At 35.3% G+C, this 19,333-nt stretch carries 22 protein-coding genes and 3 riboswitches; of the genes, 3 read left to right on the top strand and 19 right to left on the bottom strand.

The features are described from left to right. Nucleotides 1-95: 95 nt before the first annotated feature. A riboswitch (ZMP/ZTP riboswitch) is annotated at nt 96-179 on the bottom strand. Between the two features lie 67 nt (nt 180-246). The 3 genes from vanG to I2490_RS04470 all read right to left on the bottom strand — a co-directional run bounded on the left by vanG (nt 247) and on the right by I2490_RS04470 (nt 3,244). Beyond that, nucleotides 247-1,314 carry a D-alanine--D-serine ligase VanG gene (gene vanG, locus I2490_RS04480; protein WP_206459655.1) on the bottom strand — a complete coding sequence of 356 codons (1,068 nt, stop codon included), beginning with the start codon at nt 1,312-1,314 and terminating at the stop codon, nt 247-249. 31 nt (nt 1,315-1,345) lie between these two features. Next, nucleotides 1,346-2,167: a glycopeptide resistance accessory protein VanW gene (gene vanW, locus I2490_RS04475; protein WP_206458580.1), complete on the bottom strand. Its 822-nt coding sequence runs from the start codon at nt 2,165-2,167 to the stop codon at nt 1,346-1,348. Nucleotides 2,168-2,317: 150 nt separating this feature from the next. Continuing rightward, complete coding sequence (locus I2490_RS04470) at nt 2,318-3,244, bottom strand: ComEC/Rec2 family competence protein (protein WP_206458579.1); 927 nt, start codon at nt 3,242-3,244, stop codon at nt 2,318-2,320. Between the two features lie 219 nt (nt 3,245-3,463). Between I2490_RS04470 and I2490_RS04465 the strand changes: the two genes are divergently transcribed. Next, nucleotides 3,464-3,607, top strand: coding sequence for a polynucleotide phosphorylase (locus I2490_RS04465; protein ID WP_206458578.1), 144 nt, complete (start codon nt 3,464-3,466; stop codon nt 3,605-3,607). 83 nt (nt 3,608-3,690) lie between these two features. On the opposite strand, the gene I2490_RS04460 is transcribed toward I2490_RS04465, so the two are convergent. From I2490_RS04460 to I2490_RS04450, 3 genes are all read right to left on the bottom strand, one after another. Next, nucleotides 3,691-4,257, bottom strand: coding sequence for a DUF3793 family protein (locus I2490_RS04460; protein WP_206458577.1), 567 nt, complete (start codon nt 4,255-4,257; stop codon nt 3,691-3,693). 205 nt (nt 4,258-4,462) lie between these two features. Beyond that, a complete protein-coding gene (locus I2490_RS04455) occupies nt 4,463-5,119 on the bottom strand; it encodes a pentapeptide repeat-containing protein (RefSeq protein WP_206458576.1) in 657 nt (218 codons plus the stop codon). 6 nt (nt 5,120-5,125) lie between these two features. Further along, nucleotides 5,126-6,478, bottom strand: coding sequence for an MATE family efflux transporter (locus tag I2490_RS04450; protein ID WP_206458575.1), 1,353 nt, complete (start codon nt 6,476-6,478; stop codon nt 5,126-5,128). 81 nt (nt 6,479-6,559) lie between these two features. On the opposite strand from I2490_RS04450, the gene I2490_RS04445 reads away from it, so the two are divergent. Together I2490_RS04445 and I2490_RS04440 are read left to right on the top strand one after the other, a co-directional pair. Beyond that, nucleotides 6,560-7,381 carry a MerR family transcriptional regulator gene (locus I2490_RS04445; RefSeq protein WP_206458574.1) on the top strand — a complete coding sequence of 274 codons (822 nt, stop codon included), beginning with the start codon at nt 6,560-6,562 and terminating at the stop codon, nt 7,379-7,381. 121 nt (nt 7,382-7,502) lie between these two features. Next, entirely contained in the window at nt 7,503-7,898 is a 396-nt protein-coding gene (locus I2490_RS04440; protein ID WP_206458573.1) for a hypothetical protein, read from the top strand. A gap of 88 nt (nt 7,899-7,986) precedes the next feature. Here the strand turns inward: I2490_RS04440 and I2490_RS04435 are convergent, their stop codons facing one another. From I2490_RS04435 to I2490_RS04375, 13 genes are all read right to left on the bottom strand, one after another. Next, nucleotides 7,987-9,081 carry a pilus assembly protein TadG-related protein gene (locus tag I2490_RS04435; protein ID WP_206458572.1) on the bottom strand — a complete coding sequence of 365 codons (1,095 nt, stop codon included), beginning with the start codon at nt 9,079-9,081 and terminating at the stop codon, nt 7,987-7,989. Next, nucleotides 9,071-10,108: a hypothetical protein gene (locus I2490_RS04430; protein ID WP_206458571.1), complete on the bottom strand. Its 1,038-nt coding sequence runs from the start codon at nt 10,106-10,108 to the stop codon at nt 9,071-9,073. The genes I2490_RS04435 and I2490_RS04430 overlap by 11 nt, the downstream gene beginning before the upstream one ends. 19 nt (nt 10,109-10,127) lie before the next feature. Beyond that, a complete protein-coding gene (locus I2490_RS04425) occupies nt 10,128-10,469 on the bottom strand; it encodes a DUF192 domain-containing protein (protein ID WP_206458570.1) in 342 nt (113 codons plus the stop codon). Nucleotides 10,470-10,477: 8 nt separating this feature from the next. Continuing rightward, nucleotides 10,478-11,422: a type II secretion system F family protein gene (locus I2490_RS04420; RefSeq protein ID WP_206458569.1), complete on the bottom strand. Its 945-nt coding sequence runs from the start codon at nt 11,420-11,422 to the stop codon at nt 10,478-10,480. Between the two features lie 10 nt (nt 11,423-11,432). After that, nucleotides 11,433-12,380, bottom strand: a complete 948-nt coding sequence (locus tag I2490_RS04415) for a type II secretion system F family protein (protein ID WP_206458568.1) — start codon at nt 12,378-12,380, stop codon at nt 11,433-11,435. A 9-nt stretch (nt 12,381-12,389) separates the two neighbouring features. Further along, nucleotides 12,390-13,748 carry a CpaF family protein gene (locus I2490_RS04410; protein ID WP_206458567.1) on the bottom strand — a complete coding sequence of 453 codons (1,359 nt, stop codon included), beginning with the start codon at nt 13,746-13,748 and terminating at the stop codon, nt 12,390-12,392. An 18-nt stretch (nt 13,749-13,766) separates the two neighbouring features. Beyond that, nucleotides 13,767-15,008, bottom strand: a complete 1,242-nt coding sequence (locus I2490_RS04405; RefSeq protein WP_206458566.1) for an AAA family ATPase — start codon at nt 15,006-15,008, stop codon at nt 13,767-13,769. Beyond that, the gene (gene cpaB, locus I2490_RS04400; protein ID WP_206458565.1) at nt 15,005-15,679 is read right to left on the bottom strand and encodes a Flp pilus assembly protein CpaB; all 675 of its coding nucleotides are present in this window, start codon (nt 15,677-15,679) and stop codon (nt 15,005-15,007) included. Before cpaB ends, I2490_RS04405 begins: the two co-directional genes overlap by 4 nt. Nucleotides 15,680-15,703: 24 nt before the next feature. Beyond that, nucleotides 15,704-16,087: a TadE/TadG family type IV pilus assembly protein gene (locus I2490_RS04395; protein ID WP_245157088.1), complete on the bottom strand. Its 384-nt coding sequence runs from the start codon at nt 16,085-16,087 to the stop codon at nt 15,704-15,706. 140 nt (nt 16,088-16,227) lie between these two features. Next, nucleotides 16,228-16,392 (bottom strand): Flp family type IVb pilin, encoded by a 165-nt coding sequence (locus I2490_RS04390; RefSeq protein ID WP_206458564.1) that lies wholly within the window; start codon nt 16,390-16,392, stop codon nt 16,228-16,230. A gap of 67 nt (nt 16,393-16,459) precedes the next feature. Further along, nucleotides 16,460-16,624: a Flp family type IVb pilin gene (locus I2490_RS04385; protein WP_206458563.1), complete on the bottom strand. Its 165-nt coding sequence runs from the start codon at nt 16,622-16,624 to the stop codon at nt 16,460-16,462. A gap of 59 nt (nt 16,625-16,683) precedes the next feature. Next, nucleotides 16,684-17,340: a prepilin peptidase gene (locus tag I2490_RS04380; protein ID WP_206458562.1), complete on the bottom strand. Its 657-nt coding sequence runs from the start codon at nt 17,338-17,340 to the stop codon at nt 16,684-16,686. A gap of 185 nt (nt 17,341-17,525) precedes the next feature. Next, nucleotides 17,526-17,613, bottom strand: a riboswitch (cyclic di-GMP riboswitch). A gap of 168 nt (nt 17,614-17,781) precedes the next feature. Next, nucleotides 17,782-17,868: riboswitch (cyclic di-GMP riboswitch) on the bottom strand. A gap of 239 nt (nt 17,869-18,107) precedes the next feature. Then, nucleotides 18,108-19,199 carry a glycerol dehydrogenase gene (locus I2490_RS04375; protein ID WP_206458561.1) on the bottom strand — a complete coding sequence of 364 codons (1,092 nt, stop codon included), beginning with the start codon at nt 19,197-19,199 and terminating at the stop codon, nt 18,108-18,110. Between the last annotated feature and the right edge of the window lie 134 nt (nt 19,200-19,333).

The following is a 19,333-nucleotide window of genomic DNA, read 5'->3' as shown; positions in this document are numbered from 1 at the left end:
ATACCTCCATTGTCTCTTGTACTTCTTAGTTATACACACCATAATTTCTCAAACATCCCTTTTTTTACAATAAAAAAGGACAACGTCGAAATATACGATGTTGCCCAGACGGTCGGCTTAATATTAGCCTTCATTCCCCTGTGGTTTTGCCCACTTATCCGTCAGTAATGAAAGCCCTTCTTTTCTTCAATATACCATTGCTCTATTTGTTTTGTCAAGAAAGAAGAAGAAAAAATTTAAAAACAATTATGGAAGTATACTTGCAATCATTTTATCAAGTACTTCCGTCATGGATAACCCAATCCCTTGAAGCATACTTGGATAACGGCTATGAACTGTAAATCCCGGAATCGTATTCACTTCATTAAACACTAGTTCTTCTTCAGGAGTTACAAACAAATCTACTCTGGAAAATCCACAGCATCCCAGTGCTTCATAGACCGCAATCCCAGTTTGTTTAATTTTATCTATCGTCTCCGGCGAAAGTAAAGCCGGCATTTGAATGGTGGCTGTTCGGTTCCGATATTTTTCGTTGAAATCTAGAAATCCCTGCTGCAATTCAATTTTATCGACTGCTCCAACAATTGGATTCTTCGTTCCAAGCAATGCGCATCCAACTTCAAATCCCTCTATATTTTCCTCTACAATAACCTCATCATCCTCTAAAAAAGCACGCTGTACTGCATCCTGCAATTGTTCTTCTTTCTCCACCTTTGTAATCCCTAACGAAGATCCAGATTTTACCGGCTTTATATAAAGAGGATACCCAATTGATGCGGCACTTTTACTTAATGTATTTGGATCAAAGTCTCTTCCGATTACAAACGATTTTGGAACACGAATGCCATAAGATTCAACGATAGTATGTGCTAACTTTTTATTCATACACAAAGCAGAGCTTAAAGTACCGCAACCGATCAGAGGAATTCCAGCAAGCTCAAGCAGTCCTTGTACCGTTCCATCCTCTCCGTTTTTTCCATGCAGCATTGGAAGTACCGCATCCAAAGAAATCCGTTTTACCTTATTTTTCTCAAACAGTAAAAGCCCATGGAGCTCACGACTTGGTGAAATAACAACTGGCATACAGTCTTTTTCATTCATCCAAGTATCCATTAAAAGATTCTCAGCATCTCCCGTATAAAGGTACCACTCACCCTGTCTTGTAATGCCAATCAATAACATTTCATACTGTACTTTATTAAAATGCTGTGCAACTGCATATGCAGACTGCAATGAAATTGCATATTCTGAGGAACATCCCCCAAATAAAACTCCGATTCTCTTTTTCTTGCTATTCTGTTCAAACACTTTCATTTGACGCATATTATTACCCCCTAGTTCCCCATTAACGATAGCCAATTTTAACCGAATCAGGCAATGAATAAGCTATTTCTGTACGATTGACATAAAGCTTTTGCTCCGGTTCTTCATTATTCATTGCAAGGTTTGTTTTTTTCCGGCAAATGATTGCCTCTTGGTACACTTTCTTATTTTGTTGAAAATAGAATGTATCCTTTGCATAGATGTCGTATTGATGCCCCATAGGTTCATCACTGTATACTCTTGCGTATATATTTTCTTCATCAAAACCAAAGGCAATTTGATATTGCCGCATGGTATCATTTCGAATCTTTAAATCCAGCCACCCTTCACTAACAGTCGCATCCGTACCCTCTGGTATTTCATCATCCTGATATGGAAACTCTCTGACTGCATGAGGGTGCCTTTCAACAATCGTTAAAGGGGTATGCAAAAACATCCAGAAGAGCAAGTTACTCATCTGACAAAGCCCTCCTCCAGGACGTGCAACAATGCTTCCATTAACAGAACACAATCCATCCTTGTATTTTTCCTTTTTCTCTGCATACCGTGCTAATTGCCAAAAGGAAAAAGTCTCTCCCGGTTTAATCAATAGCTTGTCCATAGTTTCTGCCACAAGCTTTAAATTGAAAACCTTATTTTCCTGATAGATTCGATCAAACCCGGTATTTTCATTAATTAATATCGACTTTGCCTCAAAACAAAGGTAAGGTAAACATTCATTATCCTTCTGTTTTGCATAATGATTTCCATCAAAATACATCTTTGTATAAAAACACAAGCATCTTTGTTTACTGCGTAACGGCTGCAACCACGGAAAAATCTGTGTAATTCGTTTCCTTTGCATTTTTATGAATCTCCTTCCCAAAAATTTATAAATAAAAAAAGCCTTTTCAGCTGATATACTTAATATACCAGTTCCAAAAAGACTTTGTTTTAAAATTCCCTTAAAGCTCCCTTAACGTTCTTTTAAAAAAAACTTAAGTTTTTCTTACATCTACTTCCAAACCTCTCCTTCAAATTCACGTATGATATGGTAAATACCTGCATCTGCATATTGCAAAGTTTGACTTGTATTTAAAGAATAAGATTCACCATCTAATGTCATTACAATACATCCAACTTTAAACGTTCCATATAGTTCTGTTTCTGCTTGAAACAAACGCCGCATTGCACGAATATGTGGATGTATACTATTGTTTGCATATCCAGCACTGATAATACCGATTTGAGGGTTTACAACCGATAAAAAATTCGTTCCAGATGAAGTAGCTGATCCGTGATGTCCTACCTTTAATACTTGTACCGGTTCTAATAGATTTAAATAGTAAGCTTCTCCGCTTTCCTCCAGATCACCGGTAAAGAGTACTTTCGTCACGCCATACTCAAGCAATGCAATTACACTGTTATCATTTATATTTTCACTGCCGTCAATGCCATCGATAATCCGTAACGTTGCACCGTTTCCCATGTCAATGATACGATCTTCATCTTCCGTATACATACAATTGGGTTCCGCTAAAACAGCGTCATAAAAATCCAAATAGGATTGGGTATTATAAGTATCCCCGCTATGAATTATCTCTTTTACATCATACGCTTTCAGCACATCATCCATTCCGCCGATGTGATCGTGATGTACATGAGTCGCAATCACCAAGTCCAAGCTCCCATCTACATAAGGTTCTATGTAATCCACGACAGTCTCTCCAGCCATGTTTGATCCGGCATCAATTAAAACCTCATACTCTCCAAAATCAATGAAAGTACAGTCACCTTCTCCTACATCAATAAAATGAATGACCATTTTTGAATCCATTTCATTGTCGTATTCAGCAGGCTCTGCTGCCAAAGATGTTCCTGTAAAAATCGTAGTTGCTAAAACGATTGTGCAAACCAGTAAATACATCCATTTTCGTACCATTTTCCAATACCTCTTCCATGCTATTTTTCTATCATTGTTACTTTGTATATCGTGAAATCCTATTTATGTTTTTGCGATCTCTCTTTGTATCAGTTGTATATTATATGCTTGTTTATAATAGAGAGTCAATAAGGATTTTATCTGTTTTCTTAATTTAAATTCATGAATGAAATAGGATAAATTACACATACTTTTATTAAACATTTAAGGAGGATTCTTATGCAGGAACAATATCTTAATCCATTAAAAACATTAAATTATTCAAATCTTTCTCAAGAAGAAGAAAATGAATTAAAAAATGTTGAAAACCAATTTAATCATAATTTTAATAAAGATGTATATTTTATGGTAATGGAAAAATAATTTAAAACCTCCTTCGAATGAGATGCGAAGGAGGTTTTAAATTGGAATTGGAACTTGTCGCTTATATATTCATCCTTTTTATATCAAGCCGCTACCGTAAGCTTTACAATTGAGCTTCCATTTTGATACATTTTCCGATAAACATCGGTACATTTCTTATACTGTGAAAACCGTCTTTGTGCCTGCTCGGGATTTTGATAAACCTTCCAAAATCCGCTGCAACAAAAATTTCTGCCTTGATGATGGATAAATCCCATAACATCATGCAATGGGTATCCTAGAAACATACCAATTTCGTGAGGAAAAGATACTGAATCCTTTAACCGGAAGGATAATTGGGATAATAAGGTTTCTATCTTTAATGGTTCCGAGTATCCGGCAGACTTTAAATAATCTATTACACCGGGACTTTTTAAATCTTCCATCAGGCTCTTTTCTCGGAATACGTAAATAAGGGAGCTATTTTTCAAATTACAATTTTTTATAATTTTTATCTTTACACCCAATGATAAGAGTGTTTTATTCCAAAATTCTATGTTCCTTTGTAATTCTTCTTTATCAGCTTCATAGCAAAATAAATTAGCAGTTTTTAATCCTGCTAATGTAGGTGCACAATGCTCAATCAAAAGATTTTCAAATCTATTTTTCATCTCTATCCTCTCAAAACTTTATTTTTACTATAATTTAAATATTAGACTCATTTGTTTGTTAGCCTTTGCTAACTCATAGTGAAAAAGAAAGGATTCGATTAAGAATCCTTTACGCTTTTGTTAGCATACGCTAACTTTTATATTAAAATATTATCAAAACACATTTCATTTGTCAACTGTCCTACAAGTTTTTTATCAATTAAGACTATACTTTTATTACTATCCCTAAAATCTTAGCCAATTCTGCTGCTTGATACATATTGACCACTGCCCCCTTAAGTTCTCTAAATTCAGAAGATATACGAATTCCTTCCAATTCACAGCTAGTAAAATCGATTTTATTAAGAGGTGTTTTAAAAAATTCGGTTCGTATAAATTTACTCTCATTCAAACCTAACAGTTTAAATTTGCAATTTGAAAAAAAAGCATCACTCATATCACATTTTGCCATAGAACAAGTATCAAATTTTGATTCCGTAAAATTTGCATATTTAAAGTTACTGTTTTCTATTTCTGTATGAATAAACTTACTTCCGCCAAAATCACCTCCTGTACTCTTAACATTTTTAAATGTACATCGATTAAACCAATTATCTGAGAAATTGCTGTTTGATAAGTCACAAGATTGAAATAAAACATCATTAAAGGATGCTTTTTCAAAGGATACATTTATAAAATTACAATTCTCAAATACCACTTGATCAAAGGCTACATCATCAAAATTCACATCTTCCAAATATACACCCTTAATAAGTTTTAAAGATACATCCTCATTATCCATAATGCTCTGATCAATTAAAAAATGTAAATCATCGCTTTCTTGCAGCATGCTCCAATTTAAATTAGGCTTAGCTATCTTCATTTTTATTCACTCTCTCCCATCGAAATTTAAAATATCCCTTTTTAAATTAACTTTCCTTCTGTATAACAACCAGATAACCAATAATAAAGTAATAAATTCTGCAAATGGCATCGAAAGCCATATTCCATCCACATGAAATAACTGAATCATTATAATGAATCCTACGATGATAAATAAAAAGGTTCTTGAAAACGATATTATTGCAGAAGTTTTCCCATCAGAAATTGCCGTAAACATTGCAGAAGCAAAAATATTAATTCCTGCAAATAGAAAAGAGACAGAAAAAATAGTCATTCCACGGCATATTAATGAATACACGTCAGATGATTGATCGGAAAAAAGAGCTGCGATCAATTCTGTACAGGATAAAGAAAAAGCAAAAACAAGGAATGAAGAAAATATGACGAATTTCCAGCACATTTGTTTTAACTTTTTTAGATACGTTGAATTATCTGCACCATAATGATAGCTGATTACAGGGGCAACACCTATAGAGAACCCCATGAATAGCGATGTCATTAGAAATTGACAATATAATATCACAGTAATGGCTGCAACACCATCCGATCCTAAATATTTCATGGTTAGTACATTAAATAAGAACGTAGTTACACTGACTGAAAGGTTGGTAACCATTTCTGAAGAACCGTTTAAACTGCTTTTAATCAGAACAATCTTATTCCATCTTGGCTTTATAAAGTGAAGTCCTTGCTTATTTTTTATAAAAAAAAGAATTCCACCCAAAGCAGGGATACAATAACCGATTGCCGATGCATATGCTGCACCTTCAATTCCTATATGCATTACACCCAAAAATACAAAATCAAATAACATATTGCATAGCCCAGCAATCACAGTTAAAATCAATCCAAATATTGGTTTACCTGCTGTTACAAAAAAATTTTGAAATAAAATCTGTAATATTGCAATCGGTGAAAAGAAAACCTGAATGAACAGATACTTCATACATAATGGAATCAAATTTCCTTCTGCACCAAGCACTTTTACAAGTGGTTCAATCCATATTAAAGCCGGTATAGCGAAAAGGATTGATATACAAAAACAAAAAAGCACAATAAGACTAAATGAATTATTAGCATCCTCCATCTTTTTTTCGCCCATTCGAGTAGCTACCACTGCACTTCCGCCCGTAGCAAACATAACGCCTAATGCTACAAAAATACTAGAAAAAGGATAAGTTATATTTACGGAAGACAATGCATCTGTTCCGACATAATGGGACACAAAAAAACCATCTACAATTGTATATAGCGATAAAAAAACCATCATTACAATAGATGGAGCTGCAAATTGCAATAGTTGGATAAACTTAAATTCTTTTGAAATTATTTGGTTCATATTTGTTTCTCCTTGACTCAATTCCTATCTAAAGTTACTATAAAGTATAGGGTAACCCAACAGTCAATAGGGAGAAGAAAAATGTATAACGAGAAATTTTATTTTTCTACAGGTGAATTTGCAAAGCTATGTAATGTAACAAAACATACATTATTTCATTACGATGAAATTGGAGTCTTCTCTCCTGAAATAACTGCAAAAAATGGCTATCGGTATTATTCTGCACTACAATATGATACTTTTTGTGCCATAGCTTCCTTAAGAGAGCTTGGAATGTCATTAAAAGAAATTAAAGAATACTTAGATCAAAGAACGCCTGAAAAAACGGTTCATCTCTTACAAATGCAAGAAGAAAAAATAGAAGCTCAAATAAAACATTTAAAGGCTTTAAAAAAAGTACTCAAAAGTAAGAAAGATGCAATTGAAAAAGCGGTATTAATGGATGATAAATCAATATTTATAGAAGAGCAAAAAGAAGAATATCTATTACTTTCAAAGCAAATAACAGAAGCAAATGATTATGATATGACTCTTAATATCGCAAATCTAATTAATAGCGTTCCGATAGATTTTATGTATTATAATATACTAGGTATGCTCCACTTTTCCAATGATATTAAAAAAAATAATTTTATCCTTAATGGTAAATTCTATTTAAAGCTATTGGATAAAACAATAAAAAATTCTTATTTTATAAAATCAAAAGAAAATTACTTAGTAACCTATCACCATGGAAACTTTGATAATATATCGGATGCATATACTCGTTTATTCGAATTCGCTGAAAGAAACAAGTTATTTCTTAATGAAATTTTTTATGAAGAAACCGTTGTAAATGATTTATCGGTGTTATGCAGTAATAATTATATTACTAAAGTTATGGTTGGCATTAAAAGTGAGTAAATCTGCATATTCTTTCAGTAATTAACATTAACTCTACACCAAAATAGCATCTTTGAATATAATACAATAGGATAAATGCTTTATCCTATATTTTATGTGTTTTTACGAAAGGAAGATATTTATGGCTGTTTTAGCAGTTTTAAATGTAGCTTCAACAGAAACGGCTACCGACTCCATTAATGTAACATTAACAGTTACACCAGCTGCAGCAACACTAATCGGTTCTGCGACTGTAACGGTATTTGGTGAGGTATTAGATCTCGAAAATGCAAGATTGCAATATAGTTATATGGCATATCAGACCTATACTACTGCTACCGGAGGTACCGGATTGGCACAAACTCAGGGAACCTCAGACTGGATTTCAATTTCAGAAGTATCGAAAGACTTTCCAAATGTAAGTACGAGTGCAACAATTTCCAGTTCTAGTACAGAAGGTAATGTTGTATTTGATATCGCAACTACAATTAACTATACCGCAACTACACCGGAGCTTCACACAGTAACAACGGAATAACCATTAAGATAGATAAATCTAATTTGATGATTTGATAAATTTCCTCTTGGTTTGTGCCTCATTACACAAACCAAGAGGTTTCTTATTTTTACTCAACCAGTCTTGTTATCGTAAGTGGCAAACTATCTGCTGCTTGTTCATTGTACGAAAGGTTGATTCCGCCATCGCAAGTAACCAAATCACCTACAATCGTTCCATAAAAGACTCCGCCGCTTCCATTTAAAGTAATTGTACCGGTTGGCGCATAAAGAATACCGTTTACATTTCCATTCCCGCCGTTAAAGGTTATATCTCCATTCAAAGAGCAAAAGCATACCGATGCAGAGGAAGTCATATTCACATTACTGCCATTAAATATAATATCTCCCGTTGCGATAATACCTCCCGTAGAGTCAACACCGCTTCCGTTAATCACAAGATTTCCGTTTATAAAAATAGTTGGGTACATACTTAATAAATCATTCAGTTGCCCATCTGACATCGCATATTCATTTTTATTTGCTGTGTATATAGCTCCATAATTATTTATTAGCGTGCTTTGGTCAATGAAAGTTGCTAGATTCTTTACGTCGGTAAGGTCTGGCATAGTAACATAAGGAGATCCTTCAATGATGCCTTCCGTAGCGTGAACTTTTGAATCAATTGTATTCACAGCCGTAACTACACCGGTTACCTCGGCTGCGTTTTTAATGCTGTTATTTGAGTGTACGTTACCATTAATTACATTCTGTCCTTTGAACTGCAGCAAATCCATATCACTTCCAGAAAATAGAGTATAATTAAATCCATCAAAAACACTGCTTCTCTGTGCAGATGCACTTACACTTACCGTTGTATTTTCTTCATTCTCCAATATTTTTGCAAAGGTATATTCTACTGTCTGAACAGCAGAAATTCGTATTCTTTCATTGGAATACAGAAATTCTATGCTTTGAATGTCATTGTTTGAATATCCGTTTTTTTCAAAGTAAGCAATGGCCATTTGTTCCGCTTTTCCCGTACTAATCGGTAATTCTTGCGCGCCTGCAAGAGCTGCGGCATCCAATGCATTCTGAAGAGACTGTTTCTCAAGAGCAACTCTTCCTACATCAATTACAATCGCAGAAAAAGCCATTAGTACGCTGATGGAAATCGCTAATATTATGCTTGCCGAACCACGTTCGCTGAAGAATTCATTCCTCATTAAAATCACCCGTTGTCGTTTTTAGCTTTTCTAATTTATTACCTTTTTCAATTTTTAACTCTAACATGGAAATTTTAGAATTTGCTTCATTCAGCTTTCGCTGTGCAGCAATTTTTTCAATGGTAATATCGGATTTTTCATTCAGTAAATCAATTGTTTCACTATAGTGATTCTTGAGTTGATCTGCTAAGGTTTTATTTGTATTTAATAGTTTTTCATTTTGTATTTGTAATTCATCTGCTGTACGATTTAATTCATAAATCATTTGCTTTTGCATTTCCGTTTCAGAAGTTAATGCTTCTATCGTTTTATCCTTTATGCTTACCGTAGAATTGAGATTTGACATCACTTCCGTTTGGGTAGCCAATTGATTCGTCAGTTCTTCAATATGTATTGATAGATCTGCAACTTCTCCTTCCGTCTGTAGCGCTTTTAAATATTTTATTTCATCCAGCTTATCTTCAATGGAAAGCGATAGCGCAACAACCTTATCACGTAATTCTTTTGATTCTTGCTTCTCAGAGACAATAATTTCTTTTGCTGCTGTTACTTCATGTTCACACTGTCTCCGTTTTTCATTTAAATCCTCAATCGTATGATTCAGATGTTTCATCTTATTTTCTAAAGAATCTTTCTCTACTTTACTCTTCTTTAGTTCCTCTTCCAAAGCTGCAATTATTTTTTTCAAATTAAGAATATCCTGCATCGTCAGATCTGAATCCTCATGCTGAATTGCAATCATAGATTCGCTGAGATTTTTATATTCGGATTCTATTTTATTTAGCCTGCACTGAATGGCTTCATTTTCTTTATTCAGTTCTTCTTTTTCATTGTAGACTGCCTGCAAATTTCGATAAAAAGTCTCCGCTGTCGTTTGCTGCTGCTTTCGCAAAACATTTAAATATTCTAAGACAGACTGTTTTGAATATCCTCCTATAATCCGTTTTAAATATTGATCCATATCAATTTCTTCCGTCTTTGAACGTAATGTTTCTATTATACTCATATCATCCATTTTCCCTGTCATTACAAATCACTTCCTTCTTTCACTTGCTGTCTCTACTTAAAACGATACGGTCTCCCAAATTCACTTTTGAATTTACGCTTCCTTCCCTAAGCTCAAGAACATGAGCTGTTTTTTTATAATGCTTTCCTATGCTCCACGGCTTAAGCGTTTCCACTCCTTCAACAGTCATCTCTTCTGAAAGATAAATCACATCAATCGATATCTTCATAAAAAAGCAATGGATGGATGGACAATTTAAAAGAAGCAATCCCTCCCCAAAATCAAGTTTCTTTTTACCCATTAAGCCGAAAAAACGTTTCATAAAAGTATCTGCAATGTTGACTTTATCTGCAATGACCAAATGATTACAATATATCTTCATAATCCTCCTTATCCAAATTGCTGGATAATTCTAACGACGACCGGTCCCATTAGAATAATAAAAATAACTGGAAAAATAAATAGAACCATAGGTAAGAGAATTTTCGTAGAAATTTTCTGTGCCTTTTCTTCAATTTTATTTCTACGATTCTGTCGCATTGCAGCTGCCTGTGAACGAAGTACATTACGAATAGATATGCCTAGCTCTCCTGCTTGAATGATTGATCCGACAAACGTTTTAATTTCATTAATATCGCAACGTTCACCCAAAATCAAAAGAGCATCTCGTCTTGTTCTTCCCATCGACATTTCTCTATAGGTTATCGTCATTTCATCAATAAGAGGCCCCTCCATTTGATTGATAATATGAGAAATTGCTTGTTCAAAACCAAGGCCGGCTTCTACATTAATGCTAAGTAAATCTAAAACCTCAGGCAATTGCCGTTCCATTGCTTTACGCCGTTCACTGATTCGGGAGGAGAGGTGAAACCTTAAAGCAATATACCCTGTGTACATTCCTAAAACAGCTGCAATTAAACAGTACAAACTATTTAGATGAAAGACTTTTCCAACCAAAAAGGCAAGTGATGCGATTCCTAAAATAACAACTATTCGCATCAATTGATATTCATGAATCTCCATAGAGAGGCCTGCTTTGTATATATTTTTCTTTAATTTATCATTTTCAATATTCTTAAATAAATTTAATCTGCTAGGTTTTTTCTTTAAGTATATTTTAATTTTTGTAAGAAAAGGTTTTACGATAAGCTTCATCATTCGCTTTGAAAAAGGAAGACTGAGCTCATCATCCTGCAGATAGCTCTTTTGAAAATTATTAGCAATGCCATCCAACCGCCTTTGCACGGTATCCTGCTGTTCGCCATAAGATTTAAATATTATAACAATACAGCAAAAGATAAAAACTCCAAAGGCAATTACAATATAATAAACCATTCCTTTTCCCTCAATATTCAATATCTACAATTTTATTTATAATAATAAAACCGATGAGTTCCATTGCCACACAAACACTGAGCATGATTTTTCCAATGGTAGCTTCGAAAAATGACATAAAATAATCCGGATTCAAAATCATTAAAAGCAGTATGATAAATACCGGCAGCAATCCTATCACGATACCTGACATACGTCCTTGAGCGGTTAATACACGAACCTCCTGCTTAATTCGGATTCGATCCCTGATGGTATCAGAAATCACATCTAAAATCTCTGATAGATTTCCTCCTACCTTCTCTGACGTCATTACCGCAGAGACTAACAATCCAAGGTCGTTATTTTGTACACGGTCTACCATATGATGAAGTGCATCATTTTTATTGACTCCAAAGCGCAGCTCTCGAATAACGTGTGCAAACTCCGTAGAAATGGGCGGTTGCATATCATTTGCTATGCTTTCCATGGCTTGTTGAAAGGAAAATCCTGCTTTAATACAGTTACTCATTACAACCAAAGATTCTCCAAGCTGCTTATTAAAGTCTGTTTGGCGTTTTTTTCGTGCACGTTGAACGAAGAATGGTGGTATTATAAAACCAACAATTGCAGAACCGATTCCGGTAATCAAATTTGTATCGGCAAATGCAACAAGAAAAATTGGTAAAAAGGTCATCCCTGCCCAGCCATAAATAAATTCCGAGGCTCTAAGCTTAATGCCTGACATTGCCAGATAATCACTCAATTCTTTGCTTGCAATCTTAAAATTCTGTCCTTTTTTCTTTCGTGTTTTTTTTAACTTTTCTCGAAATACTTGATCGTGAATATCCGAAATGCTCTCAGTGTTAAGATATTTCGTAATTCTTCCCGCAATAAATTCCTTTCCATGTGGTTGCAGAGCAGAAAGGAACAATAAATAAACGAAAATGGCTGTACTTCCTGCGACAAAATAAATTAACATGCCTATACCTCATTTCATAAACCAGTCATCCTTTACAAGAATACCGCTTGAAACCATCTTTTCTAAAAACGTGGGCCTTATGCCTGTCGATACAAAATCACCTGTAATTTTCCCTTGTGCATCTACGCCTCGCGGTCGAAAAACAAACAAATCTTGAAGTGTAATGGTATCCCCTTCCATACCAACAACTTGTGTTATATTAATGATTTTTCGAGACCCATCCTTTAGTCTTGCCTGTTGGACGATTACGTCCAACGCAGAGGATACTTGCTCCCTTATGGCTCGAATCGGTAAATCCATTCCTGACATCAATACCATTGTTTCAAGTCTTGACATAAGGTCTCTGGGCGTATTTGCATGCGCCGTAGTTAAGGAACCGTCATGTCCGGTATTCATGGCCTGAAGCATATCTAACGTTTCCCCTGACCGTACTTCACCGACTACAATACGATCTGGACGCATACGCAGTGCATTTCGTACCAACTCTCTTATGGTAATCTGACCAGCACCCTCTAAATTTGCCGGACGGCTTTCCATCGTAACCACATGATTTTGCCGTAATTGAAGTTCTGCTGCATCCTCAATCGTAACGATTCGATCTGTGTCTGGAATATAACCTGATAAAACATTCAAAAGCGTTGTTTTTCCACTGCCTGTACCCCCAGATACAATGATATTTAATTTCCCTTTTACACAAGCTTCTAAAAAAGACATCATCATTGGAGATACCGATGAATTCCGTATTAAATCACTTACTGTTAGAGGATTTTTTGAAAATTTTCGTATGGTGATTGTAGGTCCATTCAGTACGATTGGAGGAATCACCGCATTTACTCTGGAACCATCGGTAAGCCGTGCATCAACCATTGGGCTTGTTTCATCAATCCGTCTTCCTACAGAAGAAACAATCCGGTTTATAATATTTAGAAGATGGCTGTTATCCTTAAATACGACATTACTGAGTTCTAACTTTCCTCGACGCTCAACATATACGTTATATGGACCATTCACCATAATCTCACTGATATCCGAATCGGAAAGCAAAGGTTCTAACGGACCGAGACCAACTACATCATTATAGATTTCTTTCTGTATACGCATACGATCCGCTCTTGTAATTCCAGTCGAATTTTCTTCAATCAGCACTTCCAAAGACTTTAGTATGTAATCTTCTTGATTTGCAAAGATTTCATTTCCACTGGCCGCTTCACGATTAATCAATTCAATAATTTCCTTATGAACTTTTTCTTTTAAGTCTGAATATCCGTCTATATTAGGAACATTATTGTGAATGCTTTTTGTCGGCTCAGAAGATGCGTTACCCTGTTGCAATATTTTTTGCTTCTCCAGTTTTTCCAAAAGACTCATATTGGGCTCACTTTCTTTTTAGTATCTTTCTTTTCTTTTTTTAAATAGGCTAAAATTTTTTCGTCCATTCTTATGACCAAAACCTTTTATTTTTTTATTTGAATTATATTGAATATTAAAATCATCGGTTCCTGAGATTAAAACATCCGCGACTGTAGAGATAGATTGGCTGAGCTTACTCCCCCGAGCACTAATGACAAAAGGAATACCTCGATTGAGCGCAGTTACCGCTATATTATAATCGCTGGGAATTTTCGCCCAAATTGGGCAGCCAATGATGGTTTGAACATCCTGAACGGTGATGGAACTCATATCCACAGCACGATTCACAATTAAACGAATCTTATCTCTTTGCTGCAGAGAATCCAAAAGGGATAGGCTCAGTTTAGAATTCTTTAGAATCGATATATCCAGCCCGGTAACAAAAAGAAGGGTTGAAGAAGATTCAATGGCAGTAATGGTAATATCGGAAAAAAAAGGAGGTGTATCAATAATTACGTAATCGTAATAAGTACGTAGTATGCTAAGCAAGTTTTGAACCTTTTCCGCAGAAATCAATTCTGCATATTCCGGACTCTTCGGTGCACACAAAACATGGACACCGCTCGAGTGTACCGTCATATAACTTCTGACTGAATCAATATTAGGTGTATGTACTTGCTGTACAAACTCAGATATGGTATCTGCCGGTTCCATATCAAGAAAAATATGGACATCACCAAACTGCAAATCAAGATCAACAAGTGCCACTTTTTTATGATTTTCTGCTAGCTTAACGGCAAGATTAGTTGCAATTGTCGTTTTTCCAAGCCCTCCTTTTGCACCAAATACGGTTATAACTCTTGACATCCAAGCAATATTTTTCTTTTCAGTTAAGGACTGAATGCGTATCGTTTCGTTATGATACACAGATTTTATATACTCTGAAAACTCTTTTGGAGAAGTCGGAAATTCAATTACATTGTGCGCGCCTACTTTAATTGCGCTTTGAAGAATTTCTATATCCATATATTCGGTCAATAGAATGACATGTGTTCTTGGGCGATGCAAAATGATACGTTCTGTTAAGCTAAGAACATCCGTATCGCCAGAACCTAGAAACAGAAGCACAATATCTGGAGACACGTTTTCTATTTTTTCCAATGCTTGCGCGCCTCCCGAAGAATCACCAAGGACGACAATCTCTTCATCATCAATCATATTTTTCATTGCCTCAAGATTTTTTTGCAGTTTACTGATAACCAGAACATTAATTTTCATTGTCCACTCCTTATGCTTGCCTTTTTATCATCCAATGGTGACCGCAGTACTGCACATAATTCACCTGTAAATTCATAATAACTGATATCCATTGCCTGCTGCGGTGTAACTTGAAGTGTCATTGTAGAGTAAGTGGTATCCTTATCAACAAGTTCATCTTTCTTCGATAAACTAGAATCTATAGCTAAAACAGTCACATTTTCTACTAAAAGTTTCGTCTCAGCTACATTATTCTCATTGTACTGTGCAATTAAATCAACATGATTGCCGGGTGTTATCATATAGCCAACACTGGTGACCCCATCCACTGCAATCGTAATGGCTCTCATCCCTGGTTGAATGACATAACTCAACTCAGCTTCATCGGCATTTCCGGCTGTAATAAGCTTTGACTGTAAAATCTGCTCGCCTGTAAATATTTCCGACTTCGCAACTTTCCCAATTACTAAAGATGCCTCTGAAATCGATTCCGTAATCACCGCTTCATTTGGTAATCGTGATAACTTAATCATGGTCTGATCAATAAGTGTATCCGCAGGAATATTCTGAACGGCAACATATACACCAGTCTTTTCTACTTCTCCGCGATGACTAAGAGAATTTAAGAAAATAAACAGTAAGGTAGCCGTCACTATTGCTGCTATAAGTGCAAATATTTTAACCTTTTTCAAACGTTTTCCTCCTGCAAAATGAATTTATTCAATCCTCATAGTACATTGTGAATTAAGATTGATATAACCGTTTCCATCGTCCAAAAAACTAAATACCGGAGTAAGTAGTTTTACTTTTGCCGAAACATCTGCTTTGATTTCTTCGGTTGCAGAGATTGAAATTTGAATATCAAAGCTTGATGAATAGTTCTTAACTATGATGTCTGTTTCGTCTTCCACTTTTGTTAATCCATCGTCCTTATAATGGACCGCTGCATATCGAACTGCCTCACGGCAGGCATTATTCGCTAGAATCTGATTGGAAAAAATAGAACCAAATTCGCAAATAGCACAGAGGAGCAATAAAAGAATGGGCAATACCAATGCAAATTCTACCATTGCCTGTCCTTTTTCATTTCTGATATGCAAAAGCTCCACCACCTCTCAAATTACTTTTACAATCTTGCAATGCTCTTAAAATGAGAACAGCAGACCCAGTCCCTGCGACCAAGGTCTGCCATTTTACACAATCATTACTAATAATAAGAATCATTTTAAGCTGTATTCATTTATGGCAACTGAGAAGTAATTGAAGTAAATACAGCTGCAACCTTTGTTCCTAACGGAGATAATGTAACAACTGCAATGATCGCTACTAAAGCAATAATCAGTCCGTACTCAACCATTCCTTGACCGCTTTCCTCGTTTTTAAGCCAATTTAAAATCTTTTTCATCCAACTTATCCTCCTTGCAAAATAATTAAAGCTAACTGTTGGGTTGCGCCACTAAAGCGATATGTTATTAAGGGAGATTTGAAGAAATGGAAGTAAAGGTAGCCGCTATCTTCGTACCTAATGGCGATAATGTAACAACCGCAATAATTGCCACAAGAGCAATGATTAAACCATATTCCACCATTCCTTGACCACTTTCTTCCTTTCTAAGCCAATTAAAAAAATTTTTCATGCATTTTTCCTCCTTTCTTTAACGTTTTTTATTGTTTTATATAAAATTAAAACCATTATTTATATCTGCTCCATCAGATAAATAAAGGTAGAAATTGTCCCAAACATAAGAAAGGGGGCAAATGGAAAAAAACTGGATAACGTTAATTTTTTTGTTATTAACCCGATGCCGCAAAAGAGAAGTATCCCAATACTCATGCCAATAAGTGCAATCGTAATATTTGGATAACCAAGCAGCAATCCCATTACGGCTGCCAACTTTACATCTCCTGCTCCAACTTGTTCCAGTCCCAAAATTTTGCCTATGAAGACAAATGCAAATCCGAGTAAAACCATACATATAAATGCATAGAATAACGCTTTCCATCCGAAAAAAATCAGCTGAAACGGTATGCTTAGACAAAACAAAAGCAGAACTAGCTCATTCGGTATAAGACGTATCTGCATGTCAATGACCGCGATTAGAATTGCAACTGAAAAAATAAGCGAAATCAAAACAGCAATATAGCTATTTTCAATTCGAATCCCTGAATATGTCCATAATAGTCCATTTAACACTATAATAAATGCCCAGAACTTTTTATTGAAGCTCCTATTGATGATTTCAATGGTTCTTTTTTTATTTTTGTATCGGATTATTTGATTGGTAATATCAGGAAGAATCAATCCTACGCCGATGCCGAATACACCAAAAATAATTGCTATTAAAATATTCATAATAAAGTCCTCAAACGGATAAACCTAAACAAAGACTGTTTTTCAATAATTGGAAATGATATCTCATATATCCTATAAAATAAAAAAACACGCTTCCTAAAATGAAATAAAAGGGCGTGCAACAAACTAAACATATATAATAAACCGTTTCAAAAATACGATTCCTATATGTATATGCTTTTAAAGTCTGCAACTGGCTGGCATAGCAATCATTTCGCCTTAGCCCCTATAGCTTTGCGTCATCGCCTTTCGACGATTATGCCCTTTAAAACTTATATGTAATTTTAAATTCTTTCTTTAATATCCCCAGTAAGAGAATATAAAGTGATGAAATAAAAAAAACACACCTCCTAATCCATTACGTAAGGGGCGTGCAACAAACTAAGCATATATAATAAACCGTTTGCAAAATACGATTTTTTATATGCATATGCTTTTAAAGTCTGCAACTGGCTGGCATAGCAATTATTTGCCTTAGCCCCTATAGCTTTGCGTCACCGCCTTTCGACGATTATGCCCTTTAAAACTTATATGAATTTGAGTCTTATTATACACACATTTAATGTAGAGTCAATAAAAATTTTTTTCTGAGTTTTCTGGAATATTTTTGCAAATGTTGAAAATTCAATATTTTTAGCAACTTTTGTTTAATTACACGAAAAAAAGTCTTACATGTGTATAAAAAAAACTGTAGGCAAAGTAAAGTATCATTGCCTACAGTTGAAAGGTTTCCTAAAACCAGTTTTCTCTTTAAATTCAATCTATAATTATATAAAATCACTGCCAATCGCATCGGCAGCAATGATTGCATCATAAACTGACTCTGCAGTGACCTCAAACGGCATATTATAAATCGTCTCTCCCGGTGCAGTCGCTGCTTTTGCAACTTCCATAATTTCTTCCGGTTTTACTTTCTTTACACCCATTTCTTTTAAAGTAATCGGTAAACCAACGGATACGCAGAATTCGAGTACTTCATACAATTCTTCTTCCGGTACATTTTCAAGTACAAGCTGAACAAGAGTTCCGAATGCAACCTTCTCTCCATGGTACAAATGATGGCAATCCTCCAGTACCGTAAATCCGTTATGAATTGCATGAGCTGCAGCTAATCCACCACTCTCAAACCCAATGCCACTTAAATATGTGTTCGCTTCGACAATGGCCTCCACTGCCGGAGTTACCACTTGATTTTCTGCGGCCAACTTAGCCTTATATCCTTCTGCAATCAAGGTTTCATAGCAAAGCTCTGCGAGTGCAAAAGCGGATTTTGCAGGTAAAAGTCCTGCCATATTTTTCGCATTCGATTGCTTTGCTGCTCTTGCTTCGAAATAGGTTGCCAAGGCATCCCCCATACCTGCAACCAGGAATCTTGCCGGAGATTTTGAAATGATTTCAGTGTCCATCACAACAATTTCCGGATTCTTTGGAAGCACTAAATATTCTTCAAAAATGCCGTCTTCGGTATAAATAACAGAAAGCGCACTGCAAGGTGCATCCGTCGATGCAATTGTCGGTATGATCACAACAGGAAGTCCAAGGTAATGTGCCACTGCCTTTGCAGTATCAAGAAGCTTTCCCCCTCCAACTCCAATTACACAATCACAGTTTTCTATCTTACAGGTGCCCATTAAACGATTGATTTCTGTCTTGCAGCATTCTCTATTAAAGTTTGCAAAGACGATTTCCTTGTCGGTCCCATTAAAGCTTGCTTCTATGCTTGCCTGTGTACGTTTCAGTCCGGAATCGGTCGTGATAATCAAAAACCTATTTCCAAAATTTTGCGTGTAAGTTTTCAGCTCTTTCAACGCACCTCTTGCTTGAATATACTTGCTTGGTGACATAATTATTTTTCCCATAATATCCTCCTTTTTTCTACTTTCTAAACTCTATTTTCAACCATTCCATCTTTTGGAATCTTCTTTTAATATGGCTAATTATAAGGGAATTTATGAGGAATTACTATATTTATTTAAAAGACGACAAAAATTAG

The organism is Anaerovorax sp. IOR16, assembly GCF_017168145.1.
Taxonomy (GTDB): Bacteria; Bacillota; Clostridia; order Peptostreptococcales; family Anaerovoracaceae; genus IOR16.
The sequence above is the reverse complement of the archived record's forward strand: the minus strand, read 5'-3'. Positions and strand labels throughout refer to the sequence as shown.

What these genes read in the sequence shown, in the direction of transcription:
- I2490_RS04375 (WP_206458561.1), bottom strand. Translation starts at nt 19,199, where the DNA reads ATGGGAAAAATAATTATGTCACCAAGCAAGTATATTCAAGCAAGAGGT.
- I2490_RS04385 (WP_206458563.1), bottom strand. Translation starts at nt 16,624, where the DNA reads ATGAAAAATTTTTTTAATTGGCTTAGAAAGGAAGAAAGTGGTCAAGGA.
- I2490_RS04435 (WP_206458572.1), bottom strand. Translation starts at nt 9,081, where the DNA reads ATGAGGAATGAATTCTTCAGCGAACGTGGTTCGGCAAGCATAATATTA.
- I2490_RS04440 (WP_206458573.1), top strand. Translation starts at nt 7,503, where the DNA reads ATGGCTGTTTTAGCAGTTTTAAATGTAGCTTCAACAGAAACGGCTACC.
- vanG (WP_206459655.1), bottom strand. Translation starts at nt 1,314, where the DNA reads ATGAAAGTGTTTGAACAGAATAGCAAGAAAAAGAGAATCGGAGTTTTA.
- I2490_RS04455 (WP_206458576.1), bottom strand. Translation starts at nt 5,119, where the DNA reads ATGAAGATAGCTAAGCCTAATTTAAATTGGAGCATGCTGCAAGAAAGC.
- I2490_RS04410 (WP_206458567.1), bottom strand. Translation starts at nt 13,748, where the DNA reads ATGAGTCTTTTGGAAAAACTGGAGAAGCAAAAAATATTGCAACAGGGT.
- I2490_RS04450 (WP_206458575.1), bottom strand. Translation starts at nt 6,478, where the DNA reads ATGAACCAAATAATTTCAAAAGAATTTAAGTTTATCCAACTATTGCAA.
- vanW (WP_206458580.1), bottom strand. Translation starts at nt 2,167, where the DNA reads ATGCAAAGGAAACGAATTACACAGATTTTTCCGTGGTTGCAGCCGTTA.
- I2490_RS04430 (WP_206458571.1), bottom strand. Translation starts at nt 10,108, where the DNA reads ATGACAGGGAAAATGGATGATATGAGTATAATAGAAACATTACGTTCA.
- I2490_RS04415 (WP_206458568.1), bottom strand. Translation starts at nt 12,380, where the DNA reads ATGTTAATTTATTTTGTCGCAGGAAGTACAGCCATTTTCGTTTATTTA.
- I2490_RS04390 (WP_206458564.1), bottom strand. Translation starts at nt 16,392, where the DNA reads ATGAAAAAGATTTTAAATTGGCTTAAAAACGAGGAAAGCGGTCAAGGA.
- I2490_RS04445 (WP_206458574.1), top strand. Translation starts at nt 6,560, where the DNA reads ATGTATAACGAGAAATTTTATTTTTCTACAGGTGAATTTGCAAAGCTA.
- I2490_RS04420 (WP_206458569.1), bottom strand. Translation starts at nt 11,422, where the DNA reads ATGGTTTATTATATTGTAATTGCCTTTGGAGTTTTTATCTTTTGCTGT.
- I2490_RS04405 (WP_206458566.1), bottom strand. Translation starts at nt 15,008, where the DNA reads ATGAAAATTAATGTTCTGGTTATCAGTAAACTGCAAAAAAATCTTGAG.
- I2490_RS04470 (WP_206458579.1), bottom strand. Translation starts at nt 3,244, where the DNA reads ATGGTACGAAAATGGATGTATTTACTGGTTTGCACAATCGTTTTAGCA.
- I2490_RS04425 (WP_206458570.1), bottom strand. Translation starts at nt 10,469, where the DNA reads ATGAAGATATATTGTAATCATTTGGTCATTGCAGATAAAGTCAACATT.
- I2490_RS04465 (WP_206458578.1), top strand. Translation starts at nt 3,464, where the DNA reads ATGCAGGAACAATATCTTAATCCATTAAAAACATTAAATTATTCAAAT.
- I2490_RS04380 (WP_206458562.1), bottom strand. Translation starts at nt 17,340, where the DNA reads ATGAATATTTTAATAGCAATTATTTTTGGTGTATTCGGCATCGGCGTA.
- I2490_RS04460 (WP_206458577.1), bottom strand. Translation starts at nt 4,257, where the DNA reads ATGAAAAATAGATTTGAAAATCTTTTGATTGAGCATTGTGCACCTACA.